20 protein-coding genes and 1 riboswitch are annotated in these 24,942 nt (G+C 66.4%); of the genes, 9 read left to right on the forward strand and 11 right to left on the reverse strand.

Translation table 11 applies throughout. The annotated features are described in order from the left end of the window. Positions 1–192: hypothetical protein (locus tag ABB30_RS12995; protein WP_211263488.1), on the forward strand; the 192-nt coding region annotated here is incomplete at its 5' end. 94 nt (positions 193–286) lie between these two features. Here the strand turns inward: ABB30_RS12995 and ABB30_RS13000 are convergent. Next, positions 287–1,696, reverse strand: a complete 1,410-nt coding sequence (locus ABB30_RS13000) for a serine hydrolase domain-containing protein (RefSeq protein ID WP_057638750.1) — start codon at positions 1,694–1,696, stop codon at positions 287–289. Positions 1,697–1,775: 79 nt separating this feature from the next. Here ABB30_RS13000 and ABB30_RS13005 point away from each other — a divergent pair, with 79 nt between their 5' ends. Together ABB30_RS13005 and ABB30_RS13010 are read left to right on the forward strand one after the other, a co-directional pair. Then, positions 1,776–2,381, forward strand: coding sequence for a LemA family protein (locus ABB30_RS13005; protein ID WP_057638751.1), 606 nt, complete (start codon positions 1,776–1,778; stop codon positions 2,379–2,381). 25 nt (positions 2,382–2,406) lie between these two features. Continuing rightward, positions 2,407–4,326, forward strand: coding sequence for a M48 family metallopeptidase (locus ABB30_RS13010; RefSeq protein ID WP_057638752.1), 1,920 nt, complete (start codon positions 2,407–2,409; stop codon positions 4,324–4,326). 14 nt (positions 4,327–4,340) lie between these two features. Here the strand turns inward: ABB30_RS13010 and ABB30_RS13015 are convergent, their stop codons facing one another. Beyond that, positions 4,341–5,939 (reverse strand): GMC family oxidoreductase, encoded by a 1,599-nt coding sequence (locus tag ABB30_RS13015; protein WP_057638753.1) that lies wholly within the window; start codon positions 5,937–5,939, stop codon positions 4,341–4,343. A 144-nt stretch (positions 5,940–6,083) separates the two neighbouring features. Between ABB30_RS13015 and ABB30_RS13020 the strand changes: the two genes are divergently transcribed. Beyond that, complete coding sequence (locus ABB30_RS13020; protein WP_057638754.1) at positions 6,084–7,445, forward strand: NTP/NDP exchange transporter; 1,362 nt, start codon at positions 6,084–6,086, stop codon at positions 7,443–7,445. Positions 7,446–7,463: 18 nt separating this feature from the next. Here ABB30_RS13020 and ABB30_RS13025 read toward each other — a convergent pair whose 3' ends face one another. The 3 genes from ABB30_RS13025 to ABB30_RS13035 form a co-directional block, all read right to left on the reverse strand. After that, the gene (locus ABB30_RS13025) at positions 7,464–7,934 is read right to left on the reverse strand and encodes a hotdog fold domain-containing protein (RefSeq protein ID WP_057638755.1); all 471 of its coding nucleotides are present in this window, start codon (positions 7,932–7,934) and stop codon (positions 7,464–7,466) included. Positions 7,935–8,006: 72 nt separating this feature from the next. After that, positions 8,007–10,481: an acyl-CoA dehydrogenase gene (locus ABB30_RS13030; protein ID WP_057638756.1), complete on the reverse strand. Its 2,475-nt coding sequence runs from the start codon at positions 10,479–10,481 to the stop codon at positions 8,007–8,009. Next, on the reverse strand, positions 10,478–11,389 hold the full coding sequence (locus ABB30_RS13035; RefSeq protein WP_057638757.1) for an alpha/beta fold hydrolase: 912 nt from the start codon (positions 11,387–11,389) through the stop codon (positions 10,478–10,480). Before ABB30_RS13035 ends, ABB30_RS13030 begins: the two co-directional genes overlap by 4 nt. Positions 11,390–11,509: 120 nt before the next feature. Here ABB30_RS13035 and ABB30_RS13040 point away from each other — a divergent pair, with 120 nt between their 5' ends. Continuing rightward, positions 11,510–12,115 (forward strand): TetR/AcrR family transcriptional regulator, encoded by a 606-nt coding sequence (locus ABB30_RS13040; protein WP_057638758.1) that lies wholly within the window; start codon positions 11,510–11,512, stop codon positions 12,113–12,115. A gap of 177 nt (positions 12,116–12,292) precedes the next feature. On the opposite strand, the gene ABB30_RS13045 is transcribed toward ABB30_RS13040, so the two are convergent. From ABB30_RS13045 to hslO, 3 genes are all read right to left on the reverse strand, one after another. Next, entirely contained in the window at positions 12,293–15,184 is a 2,892-nt protein-coding gene (locus tag ABB30_RS13045) for a TonB-dependent receptor domain-containing protein (protein ID WP_057638759.1), read from the reverse strand. Between the two features lie 230 nt (positions 15,185–15,414). Then, positions 15,415–16,242, reverse strand: coding sequence for an XOO1806 family protein (locus ABB30_RS13050; RefSeq protein WP_057638760.1), 828 nt, complete (start codon positions 16,240–16,242; stop codon positions 15,415–15,417). 128 nt (positions 16,243–16,370) lie between these two features. Continuing rightward, positions 16,371–17,267, reverse strand: coding sequence for an Hsp33 family molecular chaperone HslO (hslO, locus tag ABB30_RS13055; protein WP_057638761.1), 897 nt, complete (start codon positions 17,265–17,267; stop codon positions 16,371–16,373). A 69-nt stretch (positions 17,268–17,336) separates the two neighbouring features. Between hslO and mtgA the strand changes: the two genes are divergently transcribed. Both mtgA and ABB30_RS13065 read left to right on the forward strand, forming a co-directional pair. Beyond that, positions 17,337–18,059, forward strand: a complete 723-nt coding sequence (mtgA, locus tag ABB30_RS13060; RefSeq protein WP_057638762.1) for a monofunctional biosynthetic peptidoglycan transglycosylase — start codon at positions 17,337–17,339, stop codon at positions 18,057–18,059. After that, on the forward strand, positions 18,056–19,087 hold the full coding sequence (locus ABB30_RS13065; RefSeq protein ID WP_057638763.1) for a glycosyltransferase family 2 protein: 1,032 nt from the start codon (positions 18,056–18,058) through the stop codon (positions 19,085–19,087). Before mtgA ends, ABB30_RS13065 begins: the two co-directional genes overlap by 4 nt. A 48-nt stretch (positions 19,088–19,135) precedes the next feature. On the opposite strand, the gene trhA is transcribed toward ABB30_RS13065, so the two are convergent. From trhA to ABB30_RS13080, 3 genes are all read right to left on the reverse strand, one after another. Then, positions 19,136–19,768 carry a PAQR family membrane homeostasis protein TrhA gene (gene trhA / locus ABB30_RS13070; RefSeq protein WP_245626509.1) on the reverse strand — a complete coding sequence of 211 codons (633 nt, stop codon included), beginning with the start codon at positions 19,766–19,768 and terminating at the stop codon, positions 19,136–19,138. Between the two features lie 115 nt (positions 19,769–19,883). Continuing rightward, complete coding sequence (locus tag ABB30_RS13075) at positions 19,884–21,488, reverse strand: peptide chain release factor 3 (protein ID WP_057638765.1); 1,605 nt, start codon at positions 21,486–21,488, stop codon at positions 19,884–19,886. Between the two features lie 58 nt (positions 21,489–21,546). Further along, a complete protein-coding gene (locus ABB30_RS13080) occupies positions 21,547–22,410 on the reverse strand; it encodes a M23 family metallopeptidase (RefSeq protein WP_083489874.1) in 864 nt (287 codons plus the stop codon). A gap of 125 nt (positions 22,411–22,535) precedes the next feature. Further along, positions 22,536–22,654, forward strand: a riboswitch (SAM riboswitch). A 70-nt stretch (positions 22,655–22,724) separates the two neighbouring features. On the opposite strand from ABB30_RS13080, the gene metX reads away from it, so the two are divergent. After that, on the forward strand, positions 22,725–23,720 hold the full coding sequence (gene metX / locus ABB30_RS13085; protein WP_057638767.1) for a homoserine O-succinyltransferase MetX: 996 nt from the start codon (positions 22,725–22,727) through the stop codon (positions 23,718–23,720). Continuing rightward, entirely contained in the window at positions 23,717–24,940 is a 1,224-nt protein-coding gene (gene metB, locus ABB30_RS13090; RefSeq protein WP_057638768.1) for a cystathionine gamma-synthase, read from the forward strand. The genes metX and metB overlap by 4 nt, the downstream gene beginning before the upstream one ends. Positions 24,941–24,942 lie beyond the last annotated feature (2 nt).

The following is a 24,942-nucleotide window of genomic DNA, read 5'->3' on the forward strand; positions in this document are numbered from 1 at the left end:
AAGGCCGTAGCCAAGAAGGCAGTAGCCAAGAAGGCAGTAGCCAAGAAGGCTGTCGCCAAGAAGCCGGTTGCCAAGAAGGCTGCCGCAGCCAAGGCGCCCACGCCGGCCCGCAAGAGCGCGCCGCGCAAGCCGAAGGCAGCCGATACCGCTGTGCTGCCGATTGCCGAAATGCCCAAGGATCCGGCGGCATAAGTGCTTGACCCTGGCTGCCGGCAACAACGGCAGCCTCCAACAAGAACGGGCGGCCACTGGCCGCCCGTTCTTGTTGCGCGTCAGACAGTGCGGTTTACGGCGGCGAGGTCAGGGCGCGGTGCGAACTGATGCCCGAAGGCAGCGGCGCACCGGCCGGGCGCTGGGCCTGCAGCAATTCCGGGCTCAAGGGGTTCACATCCAGCCAGCTGCCATCGCCGGGCAGGCCCAGGGCAGCATCGACGATGGTCGGCAGCAGGCCTGAAGGCAAGGGGCTTTCGCCATTCCAGCTGATCGAGATGCCCATGTCGCGTTCCGGGATCAGTGCCAGCAGGCCACGATAGCCCTGCACTGCACCGGCATGGAACACCACGGTGTGGCCGCGGTAATCAAACACGCGCCAGCCCAGGGCGTAACCGGCCGCATTCAAGCGTTGCCGGCGCCAGCCCGAGCGCAGTTCGCCCGGGGTGTTGACCAGTGGCGCATGTAGGGTGGCCAGCAACGGCTCGGAAAGCACGTCGGTGCGGTGGCCGGTGTGGGCGAGCAACCACTGCGCCATGTCTGCGGCGCTGGCATTGACGCCGGCAGCCGGTGCCACACGGTAGTAGGTCGGCTTGGGGTTCAGGGCGGCCCAGCCATTGCGGCTGCGCACGTGCGGGCGGGCCCAGCGGGTGCTGCCCATGATGCCGTGCAGGCCGAGGCTGGCATCGTTCATGCCCAGCGGCTTGAGGATGCGGCGATCCACCGCCTGCTCGTAAAAATTGCCCGAGGCAGCGAAGACCACGTCACCGATCAGGCTGAAGGCCACGTTCTGGTAGGCGTAGCAATCACCGGGCTGGCAGGTCAGGGGGGCATTGGCCAGGCGGCGGGTCAGGGTGTGGTATTCGGCATTGGCTTCCACATCGCGATCAAACGCGTTGTAGGGCAGGCCGACCCGGTGGCTGAGCACATCGGCCACGGTCAGGTTCTGGGTGGCGGTCGGGTTGTTCAAGGCAAAGTCGGGCACGTAGTCGACGATGCGGCTGTCCCAGCGCAGGGTGCCGTCTTCCACCAACAGCCCGGCCATGGTCCCGGCAAAGGCCTTGGACAAGGAGGCCAGGCGGAACACGGTGTGCGCATCGACCGGCTCGGGATTGCTGACATCGGTGACCCCGTAACCGCGGGCACTGAGGATGCGGCCACCCTGCACGATGCTCATCGCGATGCCGGGCACGCGCGAGCCCCAGGTCAGCTGCTCGGCCTGGGATTCGATCGCCGCCAGGTCAAAGCTGGCTGGCAGGGGTTGCACTGCCTGTGCCGGCAGCGGATTGCGCCAGGGCTGGGGTGCGGCCGGTGCCGCCTGCGCGGTGCCGGCATGCTCCAGGTTGACCGGCACCGGAGTGGGGCTGGCGCTGTTGGCTGCCGGGCTCAATGCCTGGGCAGTGCAGATGATCGCCGTGGGCAGCAGTACGGCCAGCAGGGCCATGACAATCGGGCGCTTGCGCGCCTGCCGGGAGGGAGCTTTCATGGTGGGTGTTGCCTGTATGCTTGCGGCTGGAACGATTCTAGCGCCAGCTTTTGCAATTACACAAACCGGGGAGACAAGGATGGGGATGGTGGTTTTTCTGCTGTTGATGCTGGCTGTTTTCGGTGGCATCGCGCTGTGGGGCGTAGGCACCTTCAACGCACTGGTCCGCGCCCGCAATGCCTACCGCAACGCCTTTGCCCAGATTGACGTGCAGCTTCAGCGCCGCTTTGACCTGATTCCCAACCTGGTGGAGACGGTCAAGGGCTACATGACCCACGAACGGCAGACCCTGGAAGCGGTGATTGCCGCGCGCAATGCCGCGCAGCAAGGCCTGGCGGCGGCAAAGGCCAACCCGGGTGACGCCTCGGCGATGGCGGGCCTGACGGCCGGCCAGGAGCAGCTCAACGGCGCCCTGGGTCGCCTGCTGGCGGTGTCCGAAGCCTATCCGGAGCTGAAGGCCAACCAGAACATGGCCCAGCTCAGCGAAGAGCTGACCAGCACCGAAAACCGCATCGGCTTTGCCCGCCAGGCCTTCAATGATGCGGTGACTGACTACAACACCCGCTGCGAGATGTTCCCGGGCAGCCTGATTGCCGGGCCGTTCAATTTCCAGCAGGCCAGCCTGCTGGAAATTCCGCTGGAGGAGCGGGCACAGACCCGGGCCGCGCCGTCAGTGCGTTTCTGAGCGGTTCGCTGCTGCGGGGACGGCAATGAATTTCTTCAAGTACCAGGACCAGGCGCGGCGGGCGACCACGCGTCTGGTGGTGTTGTTCGTGCTGGCGGTGCTGGCCATCGTGCTGGCGGTCAACCTGGCCGCCTATCCGGTGCTGGGCGGTGACCTGCGGGCGCAGGCACTGCTCAGCCTGGCCACGGTGCTGGTGATCAGCATTGCCTCGTGGTGGCGCATCCGTGCCCTGCGTGGCGGCGGCGCCTTGATCGCCGCGCAGATGGGCGCCACCCTGGTGCCGACAGACACCACCGATCCGCTGCTGCGGCGTTACCGCAATGTGGCCGAGGAAATGGCCATTGCCGCCGGCATCCCGGTGCCGATGTTGTTCGTGCTGGACCAGGAGCAGGGCATCAACGCCTTTGCGGCAGGTTACAGCCCGTCCGATGCCGCGGTGGCGGTGACCCGCGGTGCCCTGCAGCGGCTCAACCGCGACGAGCTGCAGGGCGTTATCGCACATGAGTTCTCGCATGTGCTCAATGGCGACATGCGCCTGAACATCCATCTGATGGGGGGGCTGTTCGGCATCCTGATGCTGGGGGTGATCGGGCGCAAGTTGCTCGGTGTTGCCGGCAACAGTGGCCTGGCCCGTCGCCGTGGTGGCATCGGCCCGGTGGCCGCTGTCCTCTGCATGGGGCTGGCGGCAATCATCATCGGTGCTGTCGGGGTGTTCTTTGCCCGCCTGATCAAGGCGGCGGTAAGCCGTCAGCGCGAGGTGCTGGCCGATGCATCGGCTGTGCAGTTCACCCGCAACAATGCCGGCCTGGCCGGCGCATTGAAGAAGATCGCCGGCCTGCCCGAAGGCTCCCGCCTGATCGACCGTGGCGGTGCTGAAGAAGTCAGCCACATGCTGTTTGGCGAGGGCTTTGCCTACCGGCGTTGGTTTGCCACCCATCCGCCGATGGTCGAACGCATCGCGCGCCTGGAGCCGGGCTTCACTGCCCTGCATCTGAAGCTGCTGCAGCAACGCTGGCAGCAGCAGGCACCGGATGGTCTGGAAGAGGATCGTGTGCTTGGCCTGGGCGGTGGCAGCGCCGCTGCGGTGGCCGCAATACCGGCGCGGCCGCACCCTGATGTACTGGCACCGCAGGCGGTCAGTGCCCAGGTGGCCAACCCGGGCAGTGATGATTACCGCCAGGCCCACCAGTTGCACGAACAGATGCCGTCGGCCCTGCTCGCCGCCGCGCGCAGCCGGCAACACGCGGCGGCACTGGTGCTGGCCTTGCTGCTGGATGACAGGCAGGCACTGCGCCAGCAGCAACAGGCCATCGTGGAGCGGATTGCCGGCCGGCAACTGTCACTGGCCATGCTTGAACTGTGGCCGCAGTGCGTTGGCCTGCATGCCGGCATGCGTCTGCCGTTGGCGGCGTTGGCCTTTCCTGCCTTGCGCGGCAGCCCGCGCCCGCAGCTGCAGCAGCTGGTCCAGGTGATCGATGCCCTGGTGCAGGTCGATGGTGAGCTGTCGTTGTTTGAATACTGCCTGGCGCGCCTGCTGCGCAGCCAGGTGATCCAGGCGCTGGACCCGGCTGCCCATGTCCACTTCGGCAAGCGCCGGGTCGGGGCGGTACAGAACGAGTTTTCCGTGCTGTTGTCGCTGATGGCCCAGGCCGGGCATCCGGATCAACCGGCGCTGGCGCGCCAGGCCTACGCGGCCGGATTGCAACGGGTGGTGGCCGGGCAGGCCATGGTCTACCAGCCGCCGGCCGACGGCGTGCGTGCGCTGGAGGCGGTGTGGCCAGTGCTCGATGGCCTGGAGCCGCTGGCCAAGCAGCTGGTGGTGGAATCGCTGGTGGCCGCCGTGGCCCATGACGGGCGTATCCGCGTGGCTGAAGCCGAGTTGCTGCGCACCGTCTGCGGGGTGCTGCATTGCCCGCTGCCGGCCTGTCTGCAGTCCGGCAACTGAAAAGGCCGCGATGCTCAGTCGGCCAGGGCGGCGGCCCCGGCCAGGATCAGCTCGGCTGCGCGCTCGGCAATCATCATGGTCGGTGCATTGGTGTTGCCGGTGACCAGGGTCGGCATCACCGAGGCATCGACCACGCGCAGGCCGTCGATGCCGTTCAGACGCAGCTGCGGATCGACCACCGCGCGCGCGTCACTGCCCATGCGGCAGGTGCCGGCGGGGTGATAGATGGTCTCGGCCTTGGCTCGCACAAAGGCTTCCAGCGCGGCGTCATCCAGATCCTCGCGGGCCGGATGGATCGGCTCGCGGCGCCAGCGGTCGAAGGCCGGCTGACGCAGGATGTCGCGTGACAGACGCGCCGCCTCGACCATCATCTTCAGGTCGAAGCCCTCCGCGTCGCTGAGGTAGTTGGCCTGGATGTGCGGCGCCGCGGCCGGGTCGGCACTGCTCAGCGACAGCTGGCCACGGCTGCGCGGGTGCAGGTAGCAGGCATGCAGGGTGTAGCCATCGCCGGGCAGGCGCTGGCGGCCGTGGTCATCGAGCATGGCCGGCACGAAGTGGAACTGGATGTCGGCGCGCTCGTCCGGCGCAAAGCGCGAACGCACGAAGCCGCCGGCCTCGGCCACATTGCTGGTGCCGGCACCACGCCGCCCGCGCAGGTAGTAATCGATGGCCACCTTCAGCTCGCTGGCGCGGTCATAGCTGACCCCGGGCACCGTGTGGTACAGGGTGCAGATGTCCAGGTGGTCCTGCAGGTTGGCGCCGATGCCGGGTTGGTCGAGCACGACGTTGATGCCATGACGCTGCAGCTCGGCAGCCGGGCCGATGCCGGACAGCATCAACAGCTGCGGGCTGTTGATGGCGCCGGCACTGAGCAACACCTCGGCCTGCGCACGGGCCAGGTGGCGCTTGGCACCCTGGCGGTAGGACACCCCGGTCACACGTCCGGCCTCGATCTGCAGGCGTTCGACCAGGGCGCCGGTGACCACGGTCAGATTGGGACGGTTACGCACCGGAGCCAGATAGGCCACTGCCGAGGAGCAGCGTGCGCCGTCCTTCTGCGTCACCTGGTACAGGCCGACACCCTGCTGGTCGGCGCCGTTGAAATCGGTGTTGTGCGGCCAGCCGGCCTGCTGCGCGGCTTCGATGAAGGCCTGGCTGAGCGGATTGACGTGGCGCAGGTCCGATACATGCAGCGGGCCGCTGTCGCCATGCAGGGCATCGCCACCGCGGCTGTTGTGCTCGCTGCGGCGGAAGTAGGGCAGCACGCTGTTCCAGTCCCAGCCGCTGGCCCCGGCACTGGCCCAACGGTCGTAATCACCGGCCACGCCGCGGATGTAGCACATCGCATTGATCGCGCTGGAGCCGCCCAGCACCTTGCCGCGCGGCCACCACAGCCGGCGCCCGCCCAGCTGCTCTTCGGCGGCCGTGTCATAACTCCAGTTCAAGCGCCGGTTCTTGACCAGGTGGGCAATGCCGGCCGGCATGTGGATGAAGGGGTGGCGGTCGGCCGGCCCGGCCTCGATCAGCAGTACCTTGTTGTGGCCATCGGCACTGAGCCGGTTGGCCAGGACACAGCCGGCCGAGCCAGCCCCGACGATGATGTAGTCGTACATTCCATTCCCCGATGCGCTGCTGCGCCAAAATCCATCGGCAACGATATCCGACATGCCCCACTGGCGGTGCTGCAGCGCATCGTTTACCGTGCGCGCAGTGGCCGGTCACGGCTTGTTCCTTCCCCACGTGGTGCCGTAGTCCGCATGACAACCCCATCCTCACCGGCTTCCGTGCGAGGCCTGCGCAGCATCGTTGCCCGTCTCGGCGTGGATGCCCCGTCGCTGTGGTGGTCGCTGCTGTATTTCTTCTGCCTGCTCACCGGCTATTACGTGCTGCGTCCGGTGCGCGATGCGATGGGCGCCTCCGGCGATGTGTCGGCGGTGTTCCCGCCGTGGTTGATCAACTGGGCAGCGGCGCACGGCTGGACGCTGGCCGATTACACCCTGCAGATCCTGTTCACCTGCACCTTCGTGTGCATGGTCGCGTTGCAGCCGGCCTACGGGGCCCTGGTGTCACGCTTCCCGCGCCGGGTGTTCCTGCCGGTGCTGTACGGGGCATTCATTGCCTGCCTGCTGTTCTTCCACTGGGCTTTCGAGGCCGGGCTGGCCGGGCGTGGCGCGCTGTTCTATGTCTGGGTGGCAGTGTTCAACCTGTTTGCCGTGTCGGTGTTCTGGAGCTACATGGCCGATGTGTTCAGCAACGCCGATGCCAAGAAGGTCTACGGCTACATCGGCGCCGGCGGCACCATCGGCGCGTTGACCGGCCCGGGCATCACCCGTCTGCTGGTGGGCCAGGTCGGGGTGGCCAACCTGCTGCTGGTGTCCGCCGGTTTCCTGCTGGTCTGCCTGCTGTGCATCGTCATGCTGCGCAGCAAGGCCGCCGCGCGTGAGCAGGCGCAGGAGGGTGTGGCCAGTGGTGATACCGCGATGGGGGGCTCGATGTGGGCCGGCCTGCGCCTGGTGTTCAGTGACCCGCTGCTGCGCGGCCTGGCGATCCTGATGTTCTTCGGCGTGGGCGTGGGCACCTTGCTCTACAACGAGCAGGCCGCCATCGTGAAGCGCTACTACACCACGCCGGAAGAGGCTACACGCTTCTACGCAATGATCGACTGGGCGGTCAACGGCCTGACCATCGTGGTCCAGCTGCTGATCACCCGTTGGCTGCTGCGTGGGTACGGCGTGGCACCGCTGCTGATGCTGCCGGCAGTGGCAATCCTGATCGGCTTTTCGGTTCTGGCGGCCTCGCCGCTGCCGATGCTGGTGGCCGTGGTCCAGGTGATCACCCGCGCCAGCGAGTTCTCGCTGGCCAAGCCGGCGCGCGAGACCCTGTACACCCAGGTGGACCGCCAGGCCCGCTACAAGGCCAAGGCGGTGATCGACACGGTGGTTTACCGTGCCGGTGACCTGACCTTCGTCTGGAGCCACAAGTTCCTGGCCGCCTTCGGTTCCACTGCCGTGTTTGCCACCGGCATGGGGGTGGCGGCGGGCATGACCTGCGGCGCCTGGCTGGTGATCCGCGCCTGCCGGCGCTTGCCGGCCCAGCCGCAAGCGGCACAGGCGGCCTGACCGCGCTCCCTCCGGGGCTCAGCGCGGTCGCGGCGATATCCAGCAGGTGATGGTGGCCCGGCAGACGATCTCGCCGGCCGGGTTGCCCAGCTCCACCGGCACGGCCACCTCGTAGCCGGCCGGGCTGCTGTGCAGTGGCGCCGGCAGCCAGGCGCGGGCGTGGATGCGTCCCTGCGCCTTCTTCAGATACTCAACCTGCATGCCCTTGGGGATCCAGCGCATGTCCGCCGGGGTGGCGGCATCGACCAGCAGCCCCATCACCAGCTCGGCCAGGTTGCACAGGGCAATGGCGTGCACCGTGCCGATGTGGTTGTGCACGGCGCGGCGGTCAGCGAAGTGGCCTTCGCAAAGACCCGGGCGCAAGGCGGTGATGCGTGGGCCGATGCTGCCGAAATAGGGTGCCCGCAAGCAGACCAGGCGGGTGAACAGCCATTGCCCGCCGGGCCAGCGTCCAAGGCGAGAGAACAGTGCGGGAAGGTTGCCGGCCATGCGCTACTCCGCGACGGGATATGAAAACGGCGGGCCTTGCGGCCCGCCGTCGTGGTGCTTGCCAAGGCCGGCTTATGCGGCCTGCTGCGGGTGCTGCTTGCCCGGCAGGTCGTAATAGCTGGCGGCGCGCAGTTCGTGCACATCGAAGTCATCGACACTGATGGTGTCCATGATGATGGCGCGCAGTTCGATCAGCTGGGCCTTTTCCTCGGCGCTGATCAGGCCCTTGGCCACGCCTTCGTCCAGCTGGGCGGGGAAGTCCAGGGCCTTGATCGCGCCGGTCTTCAGGCCCTTGAGCAGCTTGCGCTCCACCGGCTCGGCGGCGATGGCCTTTTCCAGGTAGCTGGCGATGCGGCCGCCCGGGTTGTTCTCGCACGGGGTCAGGAACACGCCGCGGGCCAGGCTGTCACGGGCCGGGTTGGCCGACATGAGCAGCGAGGCCACACGGTGGCCCAGGCGGTCGCCCGGGGCTTCGGCGCGACGGCCCAGCGGGAACACCAGGGCCCACATCAACCAGCCGATCGGACGGATCGGGAAGTTGCGCAGGGCCGCCGACAGGGCTTCCTCGATCTTGTGCACGCTGTCATGGAAGGCCCAGGCCAGCAGCGGCTGTTCGGCCACCGGTGCGCCATCGTCGTGGTAGCGCTTGAGCATGGCGCTGGTCATGTAGATGTGGCTGAGCACATCGCCCAGGCGACCGGACAGGCCTTCCTTGAACTTCAGCTTGCCGCCCAGGGTCATCATCGAGATGTCGGCCATCAGCGCCAGGTTGGCCGAGTAACGGTCCAGCTTGCGGAAATAGCGGCGGGTGTAGGCATCGCCCGGGGCAGCGCCGAAGCGCGAGCCGGTCAGGCCGAACCAGAACGAACGCACGGCATTGGAGAAGCCGAAGCGGATGTGGCCGAACAGGCTCTGGTCGAAGTCACGCAGGCCTTCGGCACGGTTCTCGTTCTGCGCCGCCTTCATTTCCTTGAGCACCCACGGGTGGCACAGGATCGCGCCCTGGCCGAAGATCAGCAGCGAGCGGGTCATGATGTTGGCCCCCTCCACGGTGATCGCGATCGGGCTGGCCTGCCAGCTGCGGCCGGCGAAGTTGCGCGGCCCCAGGATGATGCCCTTGCCGCCGATGATGTCCATCACGTCGGTGATGACCTCACGGCTCATGTTCGTGCAGTGGTACTTGGCGATGGCCGACGGCACCGACGGCACGTCGCCACGGTCCACCGCCGCGGCGGTGTACTGGCACAGGGCGCTGATCTTGTAAGCCTTGCCGCCGATGCGGGCCAGGGCTTCTTCCACGCCTTCGAAGCGGCCGACCGACAGGCCGAACTGCTTGCGGATGCGTGCATACGCGCCGGTGACCACGGCGCCGGCCTTGGCGCCACCGGATCCGGTGGAGGGCAGGGTGATCGAACGGCCGACGGCCAGGCACTCGTTGAGCATGTTCCAGCCCAGGCCACGCTTGTCCGGGCCACCGATGATCTGGCTCAGCGGGATGAAGACATCCTTGCCGCGGATCGGGCCGTTCTGGAAGGTGGAGTTGAGCGGGAAGTGGCGGCGGCCGATTTCCACGCCGTCGGTGTCACGCGGCAGCAGGGCCAGGGTGATGCCGATGTCTTCCACATCGCCCAGCAGCTTGTCCGGGTCGTACATGCGGAAAGCCAGGCCGATCAGCGAGGCGACCGGGGCCAGGGTGATGTAGCGCTTGTCGAAGGTCAGCTTCAGGCCGAGTACTTCCTCGCCCTTCCACATGCCCTTGGTGACGATGCCGTAGTCCGGGATGGAGGTGGCGTCGGAACCGGCGAACGGGCCGGTCAGGCCGAAGCACGGCACTTCCTGGCCAACGGCCAGACGCGGCAGGTAGTAATCCTTCTGCTCCGGGGTGCCGTAATGGTTGAGCAGCTCACCCGGGCCCAGCGAATTGGGCACACCGACGGTGGAGGACACCACCGAGGAGATCGAGGCCAGCTTCTGGATCACCTTGTGGTGGGCCAGCGCGGAGAAACCCAGGCCGCCGTAGTGCTTGGGGATGATCATGCCGAAGAACTTGTTCTTCTTGATGAACTCCCACATTTCCGGCGGCAGGTCGGCATGCACGTGGGTGATCTGGAAATCGTTGGTCATCTTGCACAGCTCTTCCACCGGGCCATCCAGGAAGGCCTGTTCCTCGGCGGTCAGCTGCGGCTTGGGGTAATTGAGCAGGATGTTCCAGTCCGGGTCACCGGTGAACAGTTCACCTTCAAAACCGACCGAGCCGGTTTCCAGGGCGATGCGCTCGGTCTGCGACAGCGGCGGCAGCACCTTGCGGAAGAAGGCCATGAACGGGGAGCTGACCAGCGGCTTGCGCAGGAACGGCAGCAGGACGATGGCACTGACCAGGGCCACGATGGCAGCGGCGACGATCACCGCGGTCTGGTTGACGCCGGCAAACCAGCACGCTGCCAGTGCAGCGGCGCTGAGCAGCGTCCACAGGAACAGGCTCTTGCGGTGGTAGGCGACAAGGCCGCCTGCCAGCACGAGTGCCAGGAAAGGAATCACGATGGTCATTGAAATGCTCCGGTCAGGTGCGTGGTGGCGGACTCACCGTCGGTGGCCAAAGCCGGCAGGGCGTCCAGGTACTGCATCACAGTGGTGGTAAAAGCGTCGTTGTCATCACCGGCCACCATATGGGTGGCGCCGGCGATGCGGGTGTGCCGCGCATGCGGCACCAGTTGCAGGAATTCATCAATGGTAGCGTCGCTGACCATGTCGCTGCGCCCACCGCTGATCAACAGCAGCGGGCACTGGATGCGGCGGGCGGCTTCGGCAATCCGTTGCTGGTGGCTGTCGGCATTGCGTCCCAGTTCGGGCAGCAGGCGTGGATCCCAGTGCCAGCGCAGGCGCCCGTCCTGATCCTGGCGCAGGATGCTGCGCAGGGCAGCATCACTCTTGCGTTCGCGCTGCGGCTGGTAGCGGGCAATTTCATCGGCGGCGTGGGCCAGATCATCAAAGCCATCCGGGTGCGCGCTCATGAAGGCCAGGATGCGTTCCACCCCACGCGGTTCCCAGCGCGGGGTGATGTCCACCAGCACCATGGCCGAGAACAGGCCCGGCCAGCGTGACTGCGCGATCAGGCCGAACAGGCCGCCCATCGAGGCGGCCACCAGCACCGGTGCCTGCGGCAGCTGGCCACTGATGCCGATCAGGTCATCGACGAACTGCTCCGGCTGGTAGGGCAGGTCAACAGGGTTCCATGGGGACTGGCCGTGGCCACGGGCGTCATAGGCCAGGCTGGGATGGCCGTGGGCGGCCAGGCGCTGGGCGCAGCCGGCCCAGCTGTGCCGGGTCTGGCCAAAACCATGGGCAAACAGCAGCGGGACGCGGCTGCCCGGGTGCCGGGTGGCAGCCAGCAGGCTGTCATCAACAGCGCCGATGCTGTTGTTTGCCAAGGCCGACAGGGGGGCGCATTTGTCCATACCTAATGGTATGGATTTGTGGCCGGGCAAGTCAATACTGTGAAGTATGGAAATGGCAACAAACATGCGCTGACGCATTTACATACTGCCAAAGCGCCATTCGTATGGTTAAATCAACGCATGACAACCGATACCATCACTGCCGGTGAGCAAGCACCGGGCCGGGGGCGCAATCAACGCCTGAGCGCGGACGACTGGGCCCAGGCGGCACTGGACATGATTGCCGAACAAGGGGTGGGGTCGGTGGCCGTGGAGCCGCTGGCCCGCCGTCTGGGGGTGACCAAGGGCAGCTTCTACTGGCACTTTCCCTCGCGTGATGCCCTGCTGCAGGCCGCACTGGAGCGTTGGGAGCTGGTTGAACAGCAGGACGTGTTCGGCAGCCTGGAAGAAGTGGCCGATCCGAGCGAACGCCTGCGCGCGCTGTTTCTGATGGCGGCCCACGAGGTGACCACCCATGTGATCTACAGCGAGCTGCTCAAGGCACTGGACCACCCGATGGTGCGCCCGGTGATCGACCGCATCTCGCGCCGGCGCATGGAATACCTGGTCAAGGCGTTCCAGCAGGCCGGGCTGGAAGGGGCGGCCGCCCAGCACCGGGCACGTCTGGCCTATGCCGCCTACGTCGGTTTCCTGCAGCTGAACATGCACCTGCAGCAGCCGCGCCAGGCGCGTGAGGAATTCGAGTCCTATGTGGAGCACATGATCCAGACCCTGATTCCGGGCTGAGCGTCCCGGACAAGTTGCGGAAGATCACGGCAGCCTGATGGCTGCCGTTTTTTTGTGTTGCAGCCGCGTACCAGGCCATGCCGCAGGGCATTTGTCCGTGCTGCATCTGCTGTCGCCGCAAACAACTACGGCCCCTTGCGGGGCCGTAGTCACCTTCAGATCAGATCAACGGATTGATCAGAACTTCTGGTTGTACTTGACGTACAGGAAACGACCGATGTCGTAACCGCCGTAGTACGCGAAGTTCGCGCTCGGCTGGTCAAACATCAGCGGGCCAACCTTGTTGAACACGTTGTTGGCGCCGATGGAGATACGGGCGTTCCACGGTGCCTTGTAGCTGACCTGTACATCGTGGAAGGCCACGCTGCCCAGTTCGGTCATCGGAACGATGGTGCCTTCGGTGCTGGGTGCCTGCCAGTCCGGCAGGGTGCAGCGTTCGTCGAAGTAGCACTCTTCCTTGGTGCCGGAGTAGTAACGCACGCCCCAGTTGGCCGACCAGTCGTTCTTGCTCCAGCCGACATTGAAGTTGGTGCGGTTGCGGAAGGCAGCGTTGAAGCCGTTGGACTGGGACGGGATCACATCCGCATCGTCAGTGGCCTTGCTCTCGTACTTGCTGACGTAGGTGGTCGCCAGCTTGGTGGTGAACTGGCCAATGGCGGTATCGAAGTTGTAACCGATCTCGAAATCGAAGCCTTCGGTTTCCGTATAGCCGGCATTGCGCTGGCCGTAGGTCAGGTCAGCAACGATGTTGCCCAGCGCCGGGTCACGGGAGAACTGGGCGCAGCGCGATTCGATCAGCGAGATGTAGCAGTCGCTCAGGATCTGGTTCGGGCTGTCGCTGACAATGGTGCTGTCGATACGGATCTTCCACCAATCCAGGCTGGCGGTCAGGCCCTGCACGAAGCTCGGGCTGTAGACAAAGCCGATGGTGTGCGATTCGGAGGTTTCCGGCTGCAGGAAGATGTTGGAGCCGGAGGTGAACGGCACCGGGGTCTGGTCGGCGACCGAGGTGGTCGGGACCATGCCCTGCTTCAGCTGACGGAAATCTGCCGGTACGTCCTGCAGGCAGCGGGCGGTGCCGCGGGCAGTGCCGTAGACGCTGTCGCACGGATCGCGGAAGCCGGTGGTGAAGGTCTCCGAGGAACCGCCGTACAGGTCACCGATGGTCGGGGCGCGGAAGCCCTCGGCATAGGTGGCACGCACCAGCAGGTCGTCCATCGGACGCCACTTCAGGCCGAACTTGTTGTTGACCGTGTCACCGAAGGTGTTGAAGTCCGAGTAACGGGTGGCTGCGTTGAAAGTCAGCTCCTTGGCGCCCGGCAGGTCGGCCAGGATCGGCACGTTCAGTTCCAGATAGAACTCATCGACAGTGTAGGTGCCGAAGGTCGGGCCAGAAGCCAGGTTGGTGGATTCACCGGACTGGGCAATCGCATCCGGAGTGAAGCCGCCCTGCTCCTTGCGGTATTCATAACCCAGAGCGAAGCCCAGGTCGCCAGCCGGCAGAGTGAACAGCGAGCCGGACAGGTTGGCGAAGTAGTTGTGGGTCTTGCTCAGGCCCACGGCATTTTCCTGGCGGAACAGCTGGTTGCGGACGTTCGGGTCATCCAGCGAATTGGCCACTGCACCGGTGCCGAAGCCGGCAAAGGGGTTCCACGGGGTGCAGCCCTGGATCACTTCATCGGCACCATTCAGGCCGGTGCCCTGGGTGCCGCAGACAATCTGGCCCTGTGCATTCATGAAGGACGGGCCAACGGCGGCGGCCACACCCGGAACGTAGAAGTTGCCGTTGTTCAGGATGGTGGTGTCGGTTTCGCTGAACATGTAGCCGGCATCCCAGTCGAAGTAGCGTTCGCCAACTTCGAAGGAGCCTTCCAGGCCTGCGGTGAAGCGCCACTGCGAGACAGTGGTTTCGGTGGTACGCGGCACTTCCCAGCCACGGCGGCGGAAGTTGATGTCGCCATCAGCTGCAACCGGGTTGAAATAGCTGCCATTCAGATTGGTGGTCGTGCCGTCATCGTTGTAGCGGACGCTGTCACCGGCCATGGTGATGCCCCACTGGCTCGACTGGAACGGATAGCCGGCGATCTGGCGGTTGGACTGGCGACGGGTGTAACCCACGTCAGTGGTGAAGCGCACGTTGTCGGTGATGTCGTAATTGGCACTCACATACAGGGCGCGACGCTCCAGCGGGGTCAGCAGGTGCATCTGATCGTTGGAGTTGCTGGTGTCATCGCCGTTCTGGGCGTGGAACTGGTCCGTGCCGATGGCGGTGCCGCCACGGTTCGGTGCCTGCCATGCGGTGGTGGCGCCGACCGGGCGCCAGTTGCCCCACTGGCCGACAGCCGTCAGGCCCAGGCCCGGGCCATACTCGGGATAGGTTTCAGCCGAGAAGAAGCGGTCCTTGGCCCACACTTCTTCTTCTTCATGCACTTCAGCGGCGATGGTGACCGAGCCGCGCTCACCGGCAAAGCCGAGCATCATGTCGTAGGACTTCTTGGCGCCGTCGCCCTGGCCGTACTGGCCGAAATAGGCGTTGGCTTCTGCGCCGCTGAAGTTCTTGCGGGTGATGATGTTGATCACGCCGGCCATGGCGTCAGAGCCATAGATCGAGGAGGCACCATCCTTCAGCACTTCAATGCGCTCGACCATCACGGTCGGGATGGTCGAGACGTCCTGGAAACCGTCCGGGCTGATGGCCAGGCGCTTGCCGTTGACCAGCACCAGGGTGCGCTGTGCGCCCAGGTTGCGCAGGTCGATGTACTGGCCGCCGGCTTCCTGGTTGGCGGTCAGCGGCGAGGCGCGGCTGAAGCTCGGGCTGCCGGCGGCAGAGATGTTCTGCAGGATGTCGCCGACCGAGGCAAAGCCCTGGGATTCGATGTCCTGACGCGAGATGCTCAGAACCGGCTGGGCGGTTGCGACATCGACGGTGCGGATACGCGAGCCGGTGACTTCCAGGCGATCCAGGGTGGTGGTGGAATCCTGCGCGAACACGGCGCCGGTGGTACCGGCGGTGCCGACAGCCAGCGCGATCAGTACGGCATCACGCAGCTTGCTCTGCTTGCAATTCATGCTCTCTCTCTCCAAGCGGGTTGGAACAATTGGTTTTGGGCCTGCGAGGGGAGGCGAAATCCGTCTCCAAGAACACCCAGGCTGATCGGATACTAACCGGGCTTTCTTGGAAATTAAAGATTCGTAAACAAATTTTCGAAATGGCGTGACAGGTACTTGCCATCCGGGCGTATGCGTGGCTTTGATGAATGCGTCAAAAAGAACGGCGCCCTTGCGGCGCCGTTGCTTGTTCAGAGGTCTTGCTGGTAACGCACGTAAGGCACGGTGCCTTCGTCATCGCCCGCATTGCGCGGGGCGAAGGGGTTCTTGCCGCGGGTGATCACGTTGTCCGCACCCACGGTGAGCTGGCCGCTCCACGGGGTGCGCCAGGTGATGCCCAGGCCCAGGCCTTCCCACTTGCCTGCATGGCCGGGGGCGTCGATGACGCGGCCGACGATGTTGGCGCTGAACGGTCCGTAGCCACCGCCGACACTGATGCTCTTGCTGTCCCACTGGCTGACCAGGGCGGGCGAGGCATCTGCCATGGGCACCAGGCGGGCGCGGGCGTAGGTGCCGGCCAGGCTGACGAAGCCTTCGCGGCCGATGTTCTTCTGCCCGATCACGGTCAGGTTGGCCTGTTCGCCACGGCTGCCGCCGCGCGGGTTGTTGTTCAGCCAGCCGGGCAGCTGGTGACGGCTGTTGCCGGCACTGATGCCCAGACGGCCGCCGGGGCGCACCAGGGCGGCACCGGTCGTGAACTGCCGGGTGCTGCCATCGCTGCGCGCCAGCATGCAGTTGCTGGCCAGGGCCGACAGCGCGGTACCCGCCGGTGCATTGCTGCACAGCAGGCCCAGTGAATCGTCATGGTCCAGGCCGAAGGTGGCATCCAGGCTGGAGCGGCCCAGGCGCCAGTTGCTGGCCGATTCGCGGGTCGGCTCGAGCAGGAGCAGGGCTTCGACCTTGCCGTTGTCGCTGTTCCACACAGGCAGCACTGTCCCGTCCGGCCCACTGGCATGGGCCGACGCCGCCACGGTGGTGGCGAGCAGCAGGGTCAGCGGTAGTCGGAGCAGCGAGCGCATCGGAGCCTTTGACACCCAGAAGTCAGGAAAGTTCCAGCCGGGGGCCGGAACACCATCGTAGGTAGATTATGAATCCTTAACAAGTCGCCATCTCCCCAGATAGCGACCTTGGTTACATATTTGCCGGCTCAGTGGAGCTGGGCAGAGGGTGGGGCGGTGACCGGGTCCTGGCTGAACAGTAGGTTCAGATCAGTCAAGGAGAAGTGATATTCGCGCGCGCAGAACTCGCACCGCACCTCGATCTGCCCGCCATTGTCTTCGGCAGCGGCCAGTGCTTCGGCATGCCCAAGGGACTGCAGCATGCCGGCCACGCGCTCTTGCGAGCAGGAGCAGGCGAAGGCCATCGGCTTGTCGCCGACCAGCTCCACGCCTTCCTCGTGGAACAGGCGGTGCAGCAGGGTCGCGGCATCGGTCTGCGCCAGTTCCTGCTGGCCGAGGGTGTCGAACAGGGCGCCGGCGCGGGTCCAGCCATCAGCGTCGCCCTCGTCGCCCGGCAGTTTCTGCAGCATCAGGCCGGCAACCCCGTTGCCGTCGGCGGTGAGCAGCAGGCGGGTGGGCAGCTGCTCGGACTGGCGGAAATAGTCTTCCAGCGCCCCGTCCAGGGTGGCGGCACCCAGGTTGATGAAGCTCTGGTAACGCTGTGGTTCGCGCGGGTCCAGGCCCGGGTTTTCGATGGTCATGGCCAGCAGGGCGCCATCGCCGAGGTTGTTGAGCTCGCGCGGTGCATCCTGGCCGTCCTGGAGGCGGACAATCCCGCGCACGTGGCCGGCGGCGGTGCATTCGGCAAACAGGTTGCGCAGCTGGCCGGGGCTGCGCAGCATCAGCGACAGGCGGCCGTCGACCTTGATATGGCCAGTGAGCAGGGCGCTGGCGGCCAGGGCCTGGCCCAGCAGCTCGGTGGCGGCCGACGGATAGTGGGCGTGGGACAGCAACTCGGCCCAGCTGGCCTTGAGCTGGACATGGACGCCGCGTACGCCCGCCTCGGGCAGCAAAAAGCGGACAAGCTGGTCGTTATTGGTGGTCATCGGGGCATCCGGGAGATCAGGCATTGGTCGATAATGGGGGACCAATGCGGGTAGACAGGTGGAAAGGATATGGGGACGGGGCAGCCGGCAGGCAAGCGTCGGCGCAGGTGGCGATGGGTGCTGATTGTGCCGGTAGTGCTGGTGCTGTTCAGCATTCTGCAGGTGGCCGTACTGCGTTTTGTCGATCCGCCGTTTTCAATGGTGATGGCCATTGACCAGGTCCAGCGCCTGGTGCGTGGCCCGGAGCGCAACCTGTTGGCCTATGACTGGGTGGACCGGGAGCAGATGGCTGCCTGTCTGCCGATCTCCTTTGTGGCCGCCGAGGACCAGCAGTTCCCCTTCCATCGCGGTTTTGACACCCAGGCCATCAGCAAGGCGCTGGCCCACAACGAGCGCGGCGGCAAGCTGCGCGGCGGCAGCACCATCAGCCAGCAGGTGGCCAAGAACCTGTTCCTGTGGCAGGGGCGCAGCTGGCTGCGCAAGGGCCTGGAGGCCTGGTATGCGGCCTTGGTCGAGCTGCTGTGGCCGAAGTCGCGGATCATCGAGATGTACGCCAACATCGCCGAGTTCGGTGATGGCGTGTACGGGGTGCAGGCGGCCTCGCGCAGGTTCTTCGGCCGCGATGCCGCGCGTCTGAACAGTGGCCAGTGTGCACGCCTGGCTGCCGTGCTACCGGCGCCCAAGCGCTACAACGCGGCCCAGCCGGGCCCTTACGTGCAGCGCCGGGCACGCTGGATCGAACGCCAGGTGCGCCAGTTGGGCGGGCCGGGCTATCTGGAGGCAGGCAGGTGACCGTTGCAGGGGAAGCCAGGCAGGCCGAGGCCCTGCTGCCAACGGCGCTGCAGTTGACCGTGGTGGTGGCGGCCTACAACGAAGCACAGACCCTGCCGTTGCTGCATCCGCGTATCCAGTCCGCGCTGGCGGCAGTGCCCGGTCTGCACGGGCGGGTGCTGTATGTGGATGACGGCAGCAGCGATGCGACCTGGCAGGTGCTGCAGTCGCTGGCGGCGGCCGATCCGCAGGTGGCCTTGCTGCGCCTGTCGCGCAATTTCGGCAAGGAGGTCGCGTTGACCGCCGGCCTGGACCAGGTCACCCAGGGGGCAGCGCTGATCCTGGATGCCGATGGCCAGGACCCGCCGGAGCTGCTCGGGCAATTCGTTGCGCTCTGGCAGCAGGGCTATGACAACGTGCATGGCACGCGTATCGCCCGCGATGGCGAGGGCTGGCTCAAGCGGGCCACGGCGGCCGGGTTCTACCGGGTGATCGGGCGCCTGTCGCACACACCGATCCCGGCTGATACCGGCGATTACCGCTTGCTCAGCCCGCGCGCACTGGCTGCGCTGCGCCAGTTGCGCGAGCGCCAGCGCTTCATGAAGGGCCTGTTCGGTTGGGTCGGTTTCCGCCATGTGGCCCTGCCGTACCGGCGCGAGCCGCGGATGGCCGGTGACAGCAAGTTCGGCCTGTGGAAGCTGTGGAACTTCGCCCTGGACGGGGTTACCGGGTTTTCGACCGCGCCATTGCGGGTGGCCACCTACCTGGGCCTGGCCACGGCCGGGCTGGCCTTCGGCTTTGCGATCTGGGTGGTCGGCAAGGCCCTGCTGTTTGGTGACCGGGTGGCCGGCTGGCCGACGATGATGGCGGTGATCCTGCTGCTGGGTGGGGTGCAGCTGATTGCCTTGGGCCTGATCGGGGAATACCTGGGGCGGCTGTATGAGGAAGCCAAGCAGCGGCCGCTGTATCTGATCGACAGCTGGTTGCCCGGCCAGGCCGGCACGGTTCCTGGCAAGGATGGGCCGGCCACGGATGCCGGCGGGCAGTAAACACAACGCCCCGCATGCGGGGCGTTTTTATGTCCGGGGCGAGAACCGTTACAGGATCTGGGCGCTGACCGAGACGAAGTGGCAGACGCTGCCGGCGATCACGAACATGTGCCAGATCGCATGCGAGTACGGGATCGACTCGCGGTGGTAGAAGATCGTGCCCAGGGTGTAGAAGGCGCCACCGGCGAACAGCCAGCCCAGGGTCCAGCCGTCAAGCGAGTGCCACATCGGCTTGATCGCCACCAGTACCAGCCAGCCCATGGCGATGTAGATCAGGGTGGACAGGCGCTTGAAACGGCCGGTGTAGAACAGTTTGAAGATCACCCCGGCAATGGCCAGGGTCCAGATCGCACTGAACAGGCCCCATCCCCAGGGGCCGCGCAGGCCGATCAGGGTAAACGGGGTGTAGGTGCCGGCAATCAGCAGGTAGATCGCGCAGTGGTCAAAGACCTTCAGGCGGCCCTTGGACACCGGATGCTGGATCGCGTGGTACAGGGTGGAGGCGGTGTACAGCAGCAACAGGGTGACGCCGAAGACAATCGCGCTGGCCAGCTGCCAGCCATCGCCGTAGATGCTGGCCAGGGTGATCAGCACCGCGCCACCGGCCAGGGCAGCGGCGGCGGCCAGACCGTGGGTGAGGGCGTTGGCGATTTCCTCGCGGATCGACGCGATCGAGGTCATGGAACCAGCCGTACATGAGGGGGTATCCATCCTACCGCGTTGCAGCAAGTGGCTGTGTTGCCGGTTTGTGTCGCTGCATGCTCCAGCCCACCAGGCCGGAGCATGCGCGATGGGCTTACAGGCTGCCCTGGGTGTAGGCCGTTTCGCGGGTGGCGGCAAAGCGCACATCCGGTGCGCGTTCCTGGGCCAGCTGCAGGTTGACGCGGGTCGGTGCCAGGTAGACCAGGTGCCCGGCCGCATCCAGGGCCAGGTTGTTGGCGTTCTTCTCGCGGAACTCTTCCAGCTTCTTTTCATTGCTGCAGGTGACCCAGCGTGCGGTAGTCACCGAGACCGGCTCGAACACCGCTTCCACGCCGTATTCGTCCTTCAGGCGGTAGGCGGCCACGTCGAACTGCAGCACGCCCACCGCACCCAGGATCAGGTCGTTGGACATGATCGGGCGGAAGAACTGGGTGGCGCCTTCCTCCGACAGCTGGGCCAGGCCCTTCTGCAGCTGCTTGAGCTTGAGCGGATCCTTCAGGCGGGCGCGACGGAACAACTCCGGGGCAAAGTTGGGGATGCCGGTGAAGTTGATGTTCTCCCCTTCGGTGAAGGTGTCGCCGATGGAGATGGTGCCGTGGTTGTGGATGCCGATCACATCGCCCGGCCAGGCTTCGGCGGCGATCTCGCGATCGGAGGCCATGAAGGTCAGCGCGTTGGCCAGCTTCATTTCCTTGCCGCTGCGCACATGGAAGGTCTTCATGCCGGCAGTGAACTTGCCCGAACACACGCGCATGAAGGCGACGCGGTCACGGTGCTGCGGGTCCATGTTGGCCTGGATCTTGAACACGAAGCCGGTCAACTTGCTTTCGCTGGAGACCACGGTGCGCCCGGTACTGGCGCGCGACTGCGGCGCCGGGGCGTGTGCGACGAAGAAGTCCAGCAACGGCTGCACGCCGAAGTTGTTCACACCCGAACCGAAGAACACCGGGGTCTGTTCGCCACGCAGGTAGGCCGCCTTGTCAAAGCTGTGGCTGGCACCCTGCACCAGCTCCAGTTCGTCACGCAGGTCGGCCAGCATCTGTGCGCCGATCTTCTCGGCCAGGCCCGGATCGTCGATCGAGGCGAAGATGGTCGAATCCTGGCGGGTGAAGTTGCGGCCCGGTTCGTACAGGTGCACCTCGCCACTGATCAGGTGGACCACGCCCTTCAGGCGCTGGCCCATGCCGATCGGCCAGGTCACCGGTGCGCACTGGATGCCCAGCACGGTTTCCACTTCATCCAGCAGCTCGATCGGGTCCTTGCCCTCGCGGTCGAGCTTGTTGATGAAGGTCATGATCGGGGTGTCGCGCAGGCGGCACACTTCCATCAGTTTGATGGTGCGCTCTTCCACGCCCTTGGCCACGTCGATCACCATCAGCGCCGAGTCCACCGCGGTCAGCACGCGGTAGGTGTCCTCGCCGAAGTCGGCGTGGCCCGGGGTGTCGAGCAGGTTGACGATCTTGCCCTCGTAGGGGAACTGCATCACCGAGGAGGTCACCGAGATGCCGCGCTCCTTTTCCAGCGCCATCCAGTCGGAGGTGGCGTGGCGGGCCGCCTTGCGGCCCTTGACCGAGCCGGCCATCTGGATCGCGCCGCCGAACAGCAGCAGCTTTTCGGTCAGCGTGGTCTTGCCGGCGTCAGGATGGGAAATGATGGCGAACGTGCGGCGACGCTCGGCTTCGGTGGCAACTTGGGACATAGGGCTTCCCGCGCCCGCGCGGGCGCCGTGTCTGCGATGAAACGTTCGATTATAGCGGTCAGGGCGCAGCGTTGCCGGCCGGCGCCTGCAGCCGGCCCTGCGGCCCGTTCATGTGTATGCCGATGCTGCGCAGGGCCTGGCCGTCATTGAGCTGCACCGCAAAGTGCAGGTGCGGGGCCGTGCTGTAGCCGGTGTTGCCGACCCGGGCCAGGGCCTGGCCGGTGCTGATGGCCTGGCCGGCACGCACCTGCAGGCTGCCAGGCTGCAGGTGGGCGTAGATGGCCATGCTGCCATCGGCATGTTCGACACGGACCCAGTTGCCGCCATCGCCGGGCACGCGGCTCGGGCAGCAGGCACTGCCATGGGTGGCCATGACCCGGCCGCCACGTGCAGCCAGCACCACGCTGCCTTCGGCCAGGGCGAAATCCCAGGCATGGCGGTTCTGCAGGTCATGGTGGCTGGCGCTGCCATGGGCGGCCTGGTGCACCCGTACGCCGGCTGCCGGGTCGAAGGGCAGGGCGTAGGCATGTGCGGCCGCTGCCGCCAGTGGCCGGCCGGGCAGGGCCTCAAGTTCCAGTGCATAGGCCGGGCCGGCGGGAAGTTCGGCCAGCAGCTGGCGCCCGGGCCCTGAGATCAGGCGCTGCTGTGGGGCAATCGTGTCGCTGGCACCGGCGCGGCTGCGCAGGCGCAGCAGGTGAGGGCCATGGGCACCGTGTTCGGCCCAGACCTGCACGTTCTGGCCGCGTGGTTGCAGCTTGAGGACGGTGGCGGGGGTGTCGCTGCCGGCCGGCAGGGACGTGGCGGCCAGGCCCCAGCCGTCGCGCCACTGTTGCGCAGGCTTGCTGGCCAGGCTGTCGGCGATGGGTGCGCTGGCCAGCAGCAGGCTGGTCAACAGCAGGGCTTTGGTGCGGGCAACAGGCATGCGGCAAGCATCGCACCGGGCCGGCAGCTTGCCCAGCACGGGCAGGTCAAGTTGGGCGCTGAATCATTTATCGCTCCATCACGATAAAGCGATTGACTTGCCTAATCGGTGCTGGCATGCTGTGGCCACCATCAAGACCGGCAGAGGGACAGGCCCGATGAAGCCGGGGCAGCCAGCACGACCTGCGTGTCGTGTGTTGGTGCCAAATCCTTCGGCAGCCATGTGGTCTGCCGGCAGATGGTCCGTACTTCTCTCCCCCGGTACGGACGGCTGTTGTGCGGTCTTGATGGTTTCTTCCTTTGCTGGAGTCTGTCATGTCTGCCGCGCTTGCCTCACTGGATAGTCCCTCGATCACCGCCATCCGTGGCAGCCAGCGCATGAGCCTGGAGCTGCGTCATGGCGGCCGCCGGGAGGTGGACGTGCGTTACCAGCTGCACGGGCCGGCGCATGCGCCGGTGGTGCTGGTGGCCGGCGGCATTTCTGCCCATCGCCACCTGGCCGGCAATGCACACTGGCCCGAGGCCGGTTGGGCACAAGGTCTGGTCGGGCCGGGGCAGGCCCTGGACCCGCAGCGCTGGCAGCTGCTGTCGCTGGATTACCTGGGCGGTGACGGCCAGCTGGACCTGCCCATCGATACCGCCGACCAGGCCGATGCGATCGCCCGCCTGTTGCCCAGCCTGGGCATCGCCCGCCTGGCCGCCTTCGTCGGCTATTCCTACGGCGCCCTGGTCGGCCTGCAACTGGCTGCCCGCCATCCGGCACTGCTGCAGCGCCTGGTGGTGGTCAGCGGCGCGCATCGCCCGCATCCCTATGCCAGTGCCTGGCGTGCGCTGCAACGGCGCGCGGTGGCCCTGGGCCAGCTGCAGTGCGGTGATGGCCATGGCCTGGCCCTGGCACGCCAGTTCGCCATGCTCAGCTACCGCACCCCGGAGGAGTTCGACGAGCGCTTTGCCGCCGCCCCGGAACTGGTCAATGGCCGGGTGCGGGTGCCGGCGGAGGATTACCTGGACGCGGCCGGGGCCCGCTTTGTCAGCCAGGTGCCGACCACCGCCTTCGTGCGCCTGTCCGAATCGATCGACCTGCACCGCGTGGACCCGGCCCGGGTGCGGGTGCCGGCCACGGTGATCGCCGTTGAGGGCGACCGCCTGGTGCCCTTGTCGGACATGGTGGCGCTGGTGGAGGGTCTGGCCGGCCCGACCACCCTGCGGGTGTTGCGCTCGGCCTATGGCCATGACGCATTTTTGAAGGAAACCGACCGTATCAACGCGCTGCTGGCCAGCGCCCTGACCCTGCCTGGAGATCCCGCATGAGCGTTGCAACGTGTTGTCCCGCCCCGGCCACGCTGGCCGTTCGCGCCGGCATTGACAGCGATACCGCCTTCGGTGCGGTGACCCCGCCGTTGGTGCTGTCCTCCAATTTCAGTTTTGACGGATTGGGCGGCAAGCGCACCTACGACTACAGCCGCAGCGGCAACCCGACCCGCGACCTGCTTGGCCAGGCCCTGGCCGAACTGGAAGGCGGCGCCGGCGCGGTGGTGACCTCCTCGGGCATGGCCGCCATTGCGCTGGTCCTGCACGCGCTGCTGGCGCCGGGCCAGCGGTTGCTGGTGCCGCACGATGCCTACGGCGGCAGCTGGCGCCTGTTCAATGCGCTGGCGGCCAAGGGCCAGTTCGAACTGATCACCGCCGATCTGACCGATCCGCAGGCACTGGCCGCGGCATTGGCCCGGCAGCCGGCCGTGGTGCTGGTGGAAACCCCGTCCAATCCGCTGCTGCGCATCACCGATGTGGCGGCGGTGGCCAAGGCGGCGCATCAGGTGGGGGCCCTGGTGGTGGTGGACAACACCTTCCTGTCACCGGCCCTGCAGCGGCCCTTGGCGCTGGGCGCGGACGTGGTGCTGCATTCCACCACCAAGTACATCAACGGCCACAGTGATGTGGTGGGGGGGGCGGTGATTGCCGCCGATCCGGCGGTGCAGGAGCAGCTGCAATGGTGGGGCAATGCCCTGGGCCTGACCGGCGCCCCGTTCGATGCGCTGCTGACCCTGCGTGGCCTGCGCACCCTGGATGCGCGCCTGCGTGTGCACCAGGAAAATGCGGCTGCCACGGCGCACTTGCTGGCCGGGCATGATGCAGTGGCGGCGGTGCACTGGCCGGGTCTGGCCTGCCATCCCGGGCATGCCCTGGCAGCACGTCAGCAGCACGGTTTCGGCGCCATGCTGTCCTTCGAGCTGCACGGTGGCCACGCTGCCGTACAGGCCTTCGTCGATGGCCTGCGCTGGTTCACCCTGGCCGAATCACTGGGCGGGGTGGAGAGCCTGGTGGCCCATCCGGCCAGCATGACCCACGCCGCGATGAGCGCCCAGGCCCGACAGGCGGCCGGCATCGGCGATGGTCTGCTGCGCTTGTCGGTGGGCATTGAAGCGTGTGCGGACCTGCTGCTGGACCTGTCGGCCGGATTGGACCGGGCCCAGGCAGCGGCTGAGGCGGTGGTGGTGGACGCGGCCGATCGGCTGGCACTGTCGGCCTGAAT

The organism is Stenotrophomonas ginsengisoli (genome assembly GCF_001431485.1).
GTDB lineage: Bacteria > Pseudomonadota > Gammaproteobacteria > Xanthomonadales > Xanthomonadaceae > Stenotrophomonas > Stenotrophomonas ginsengisoli.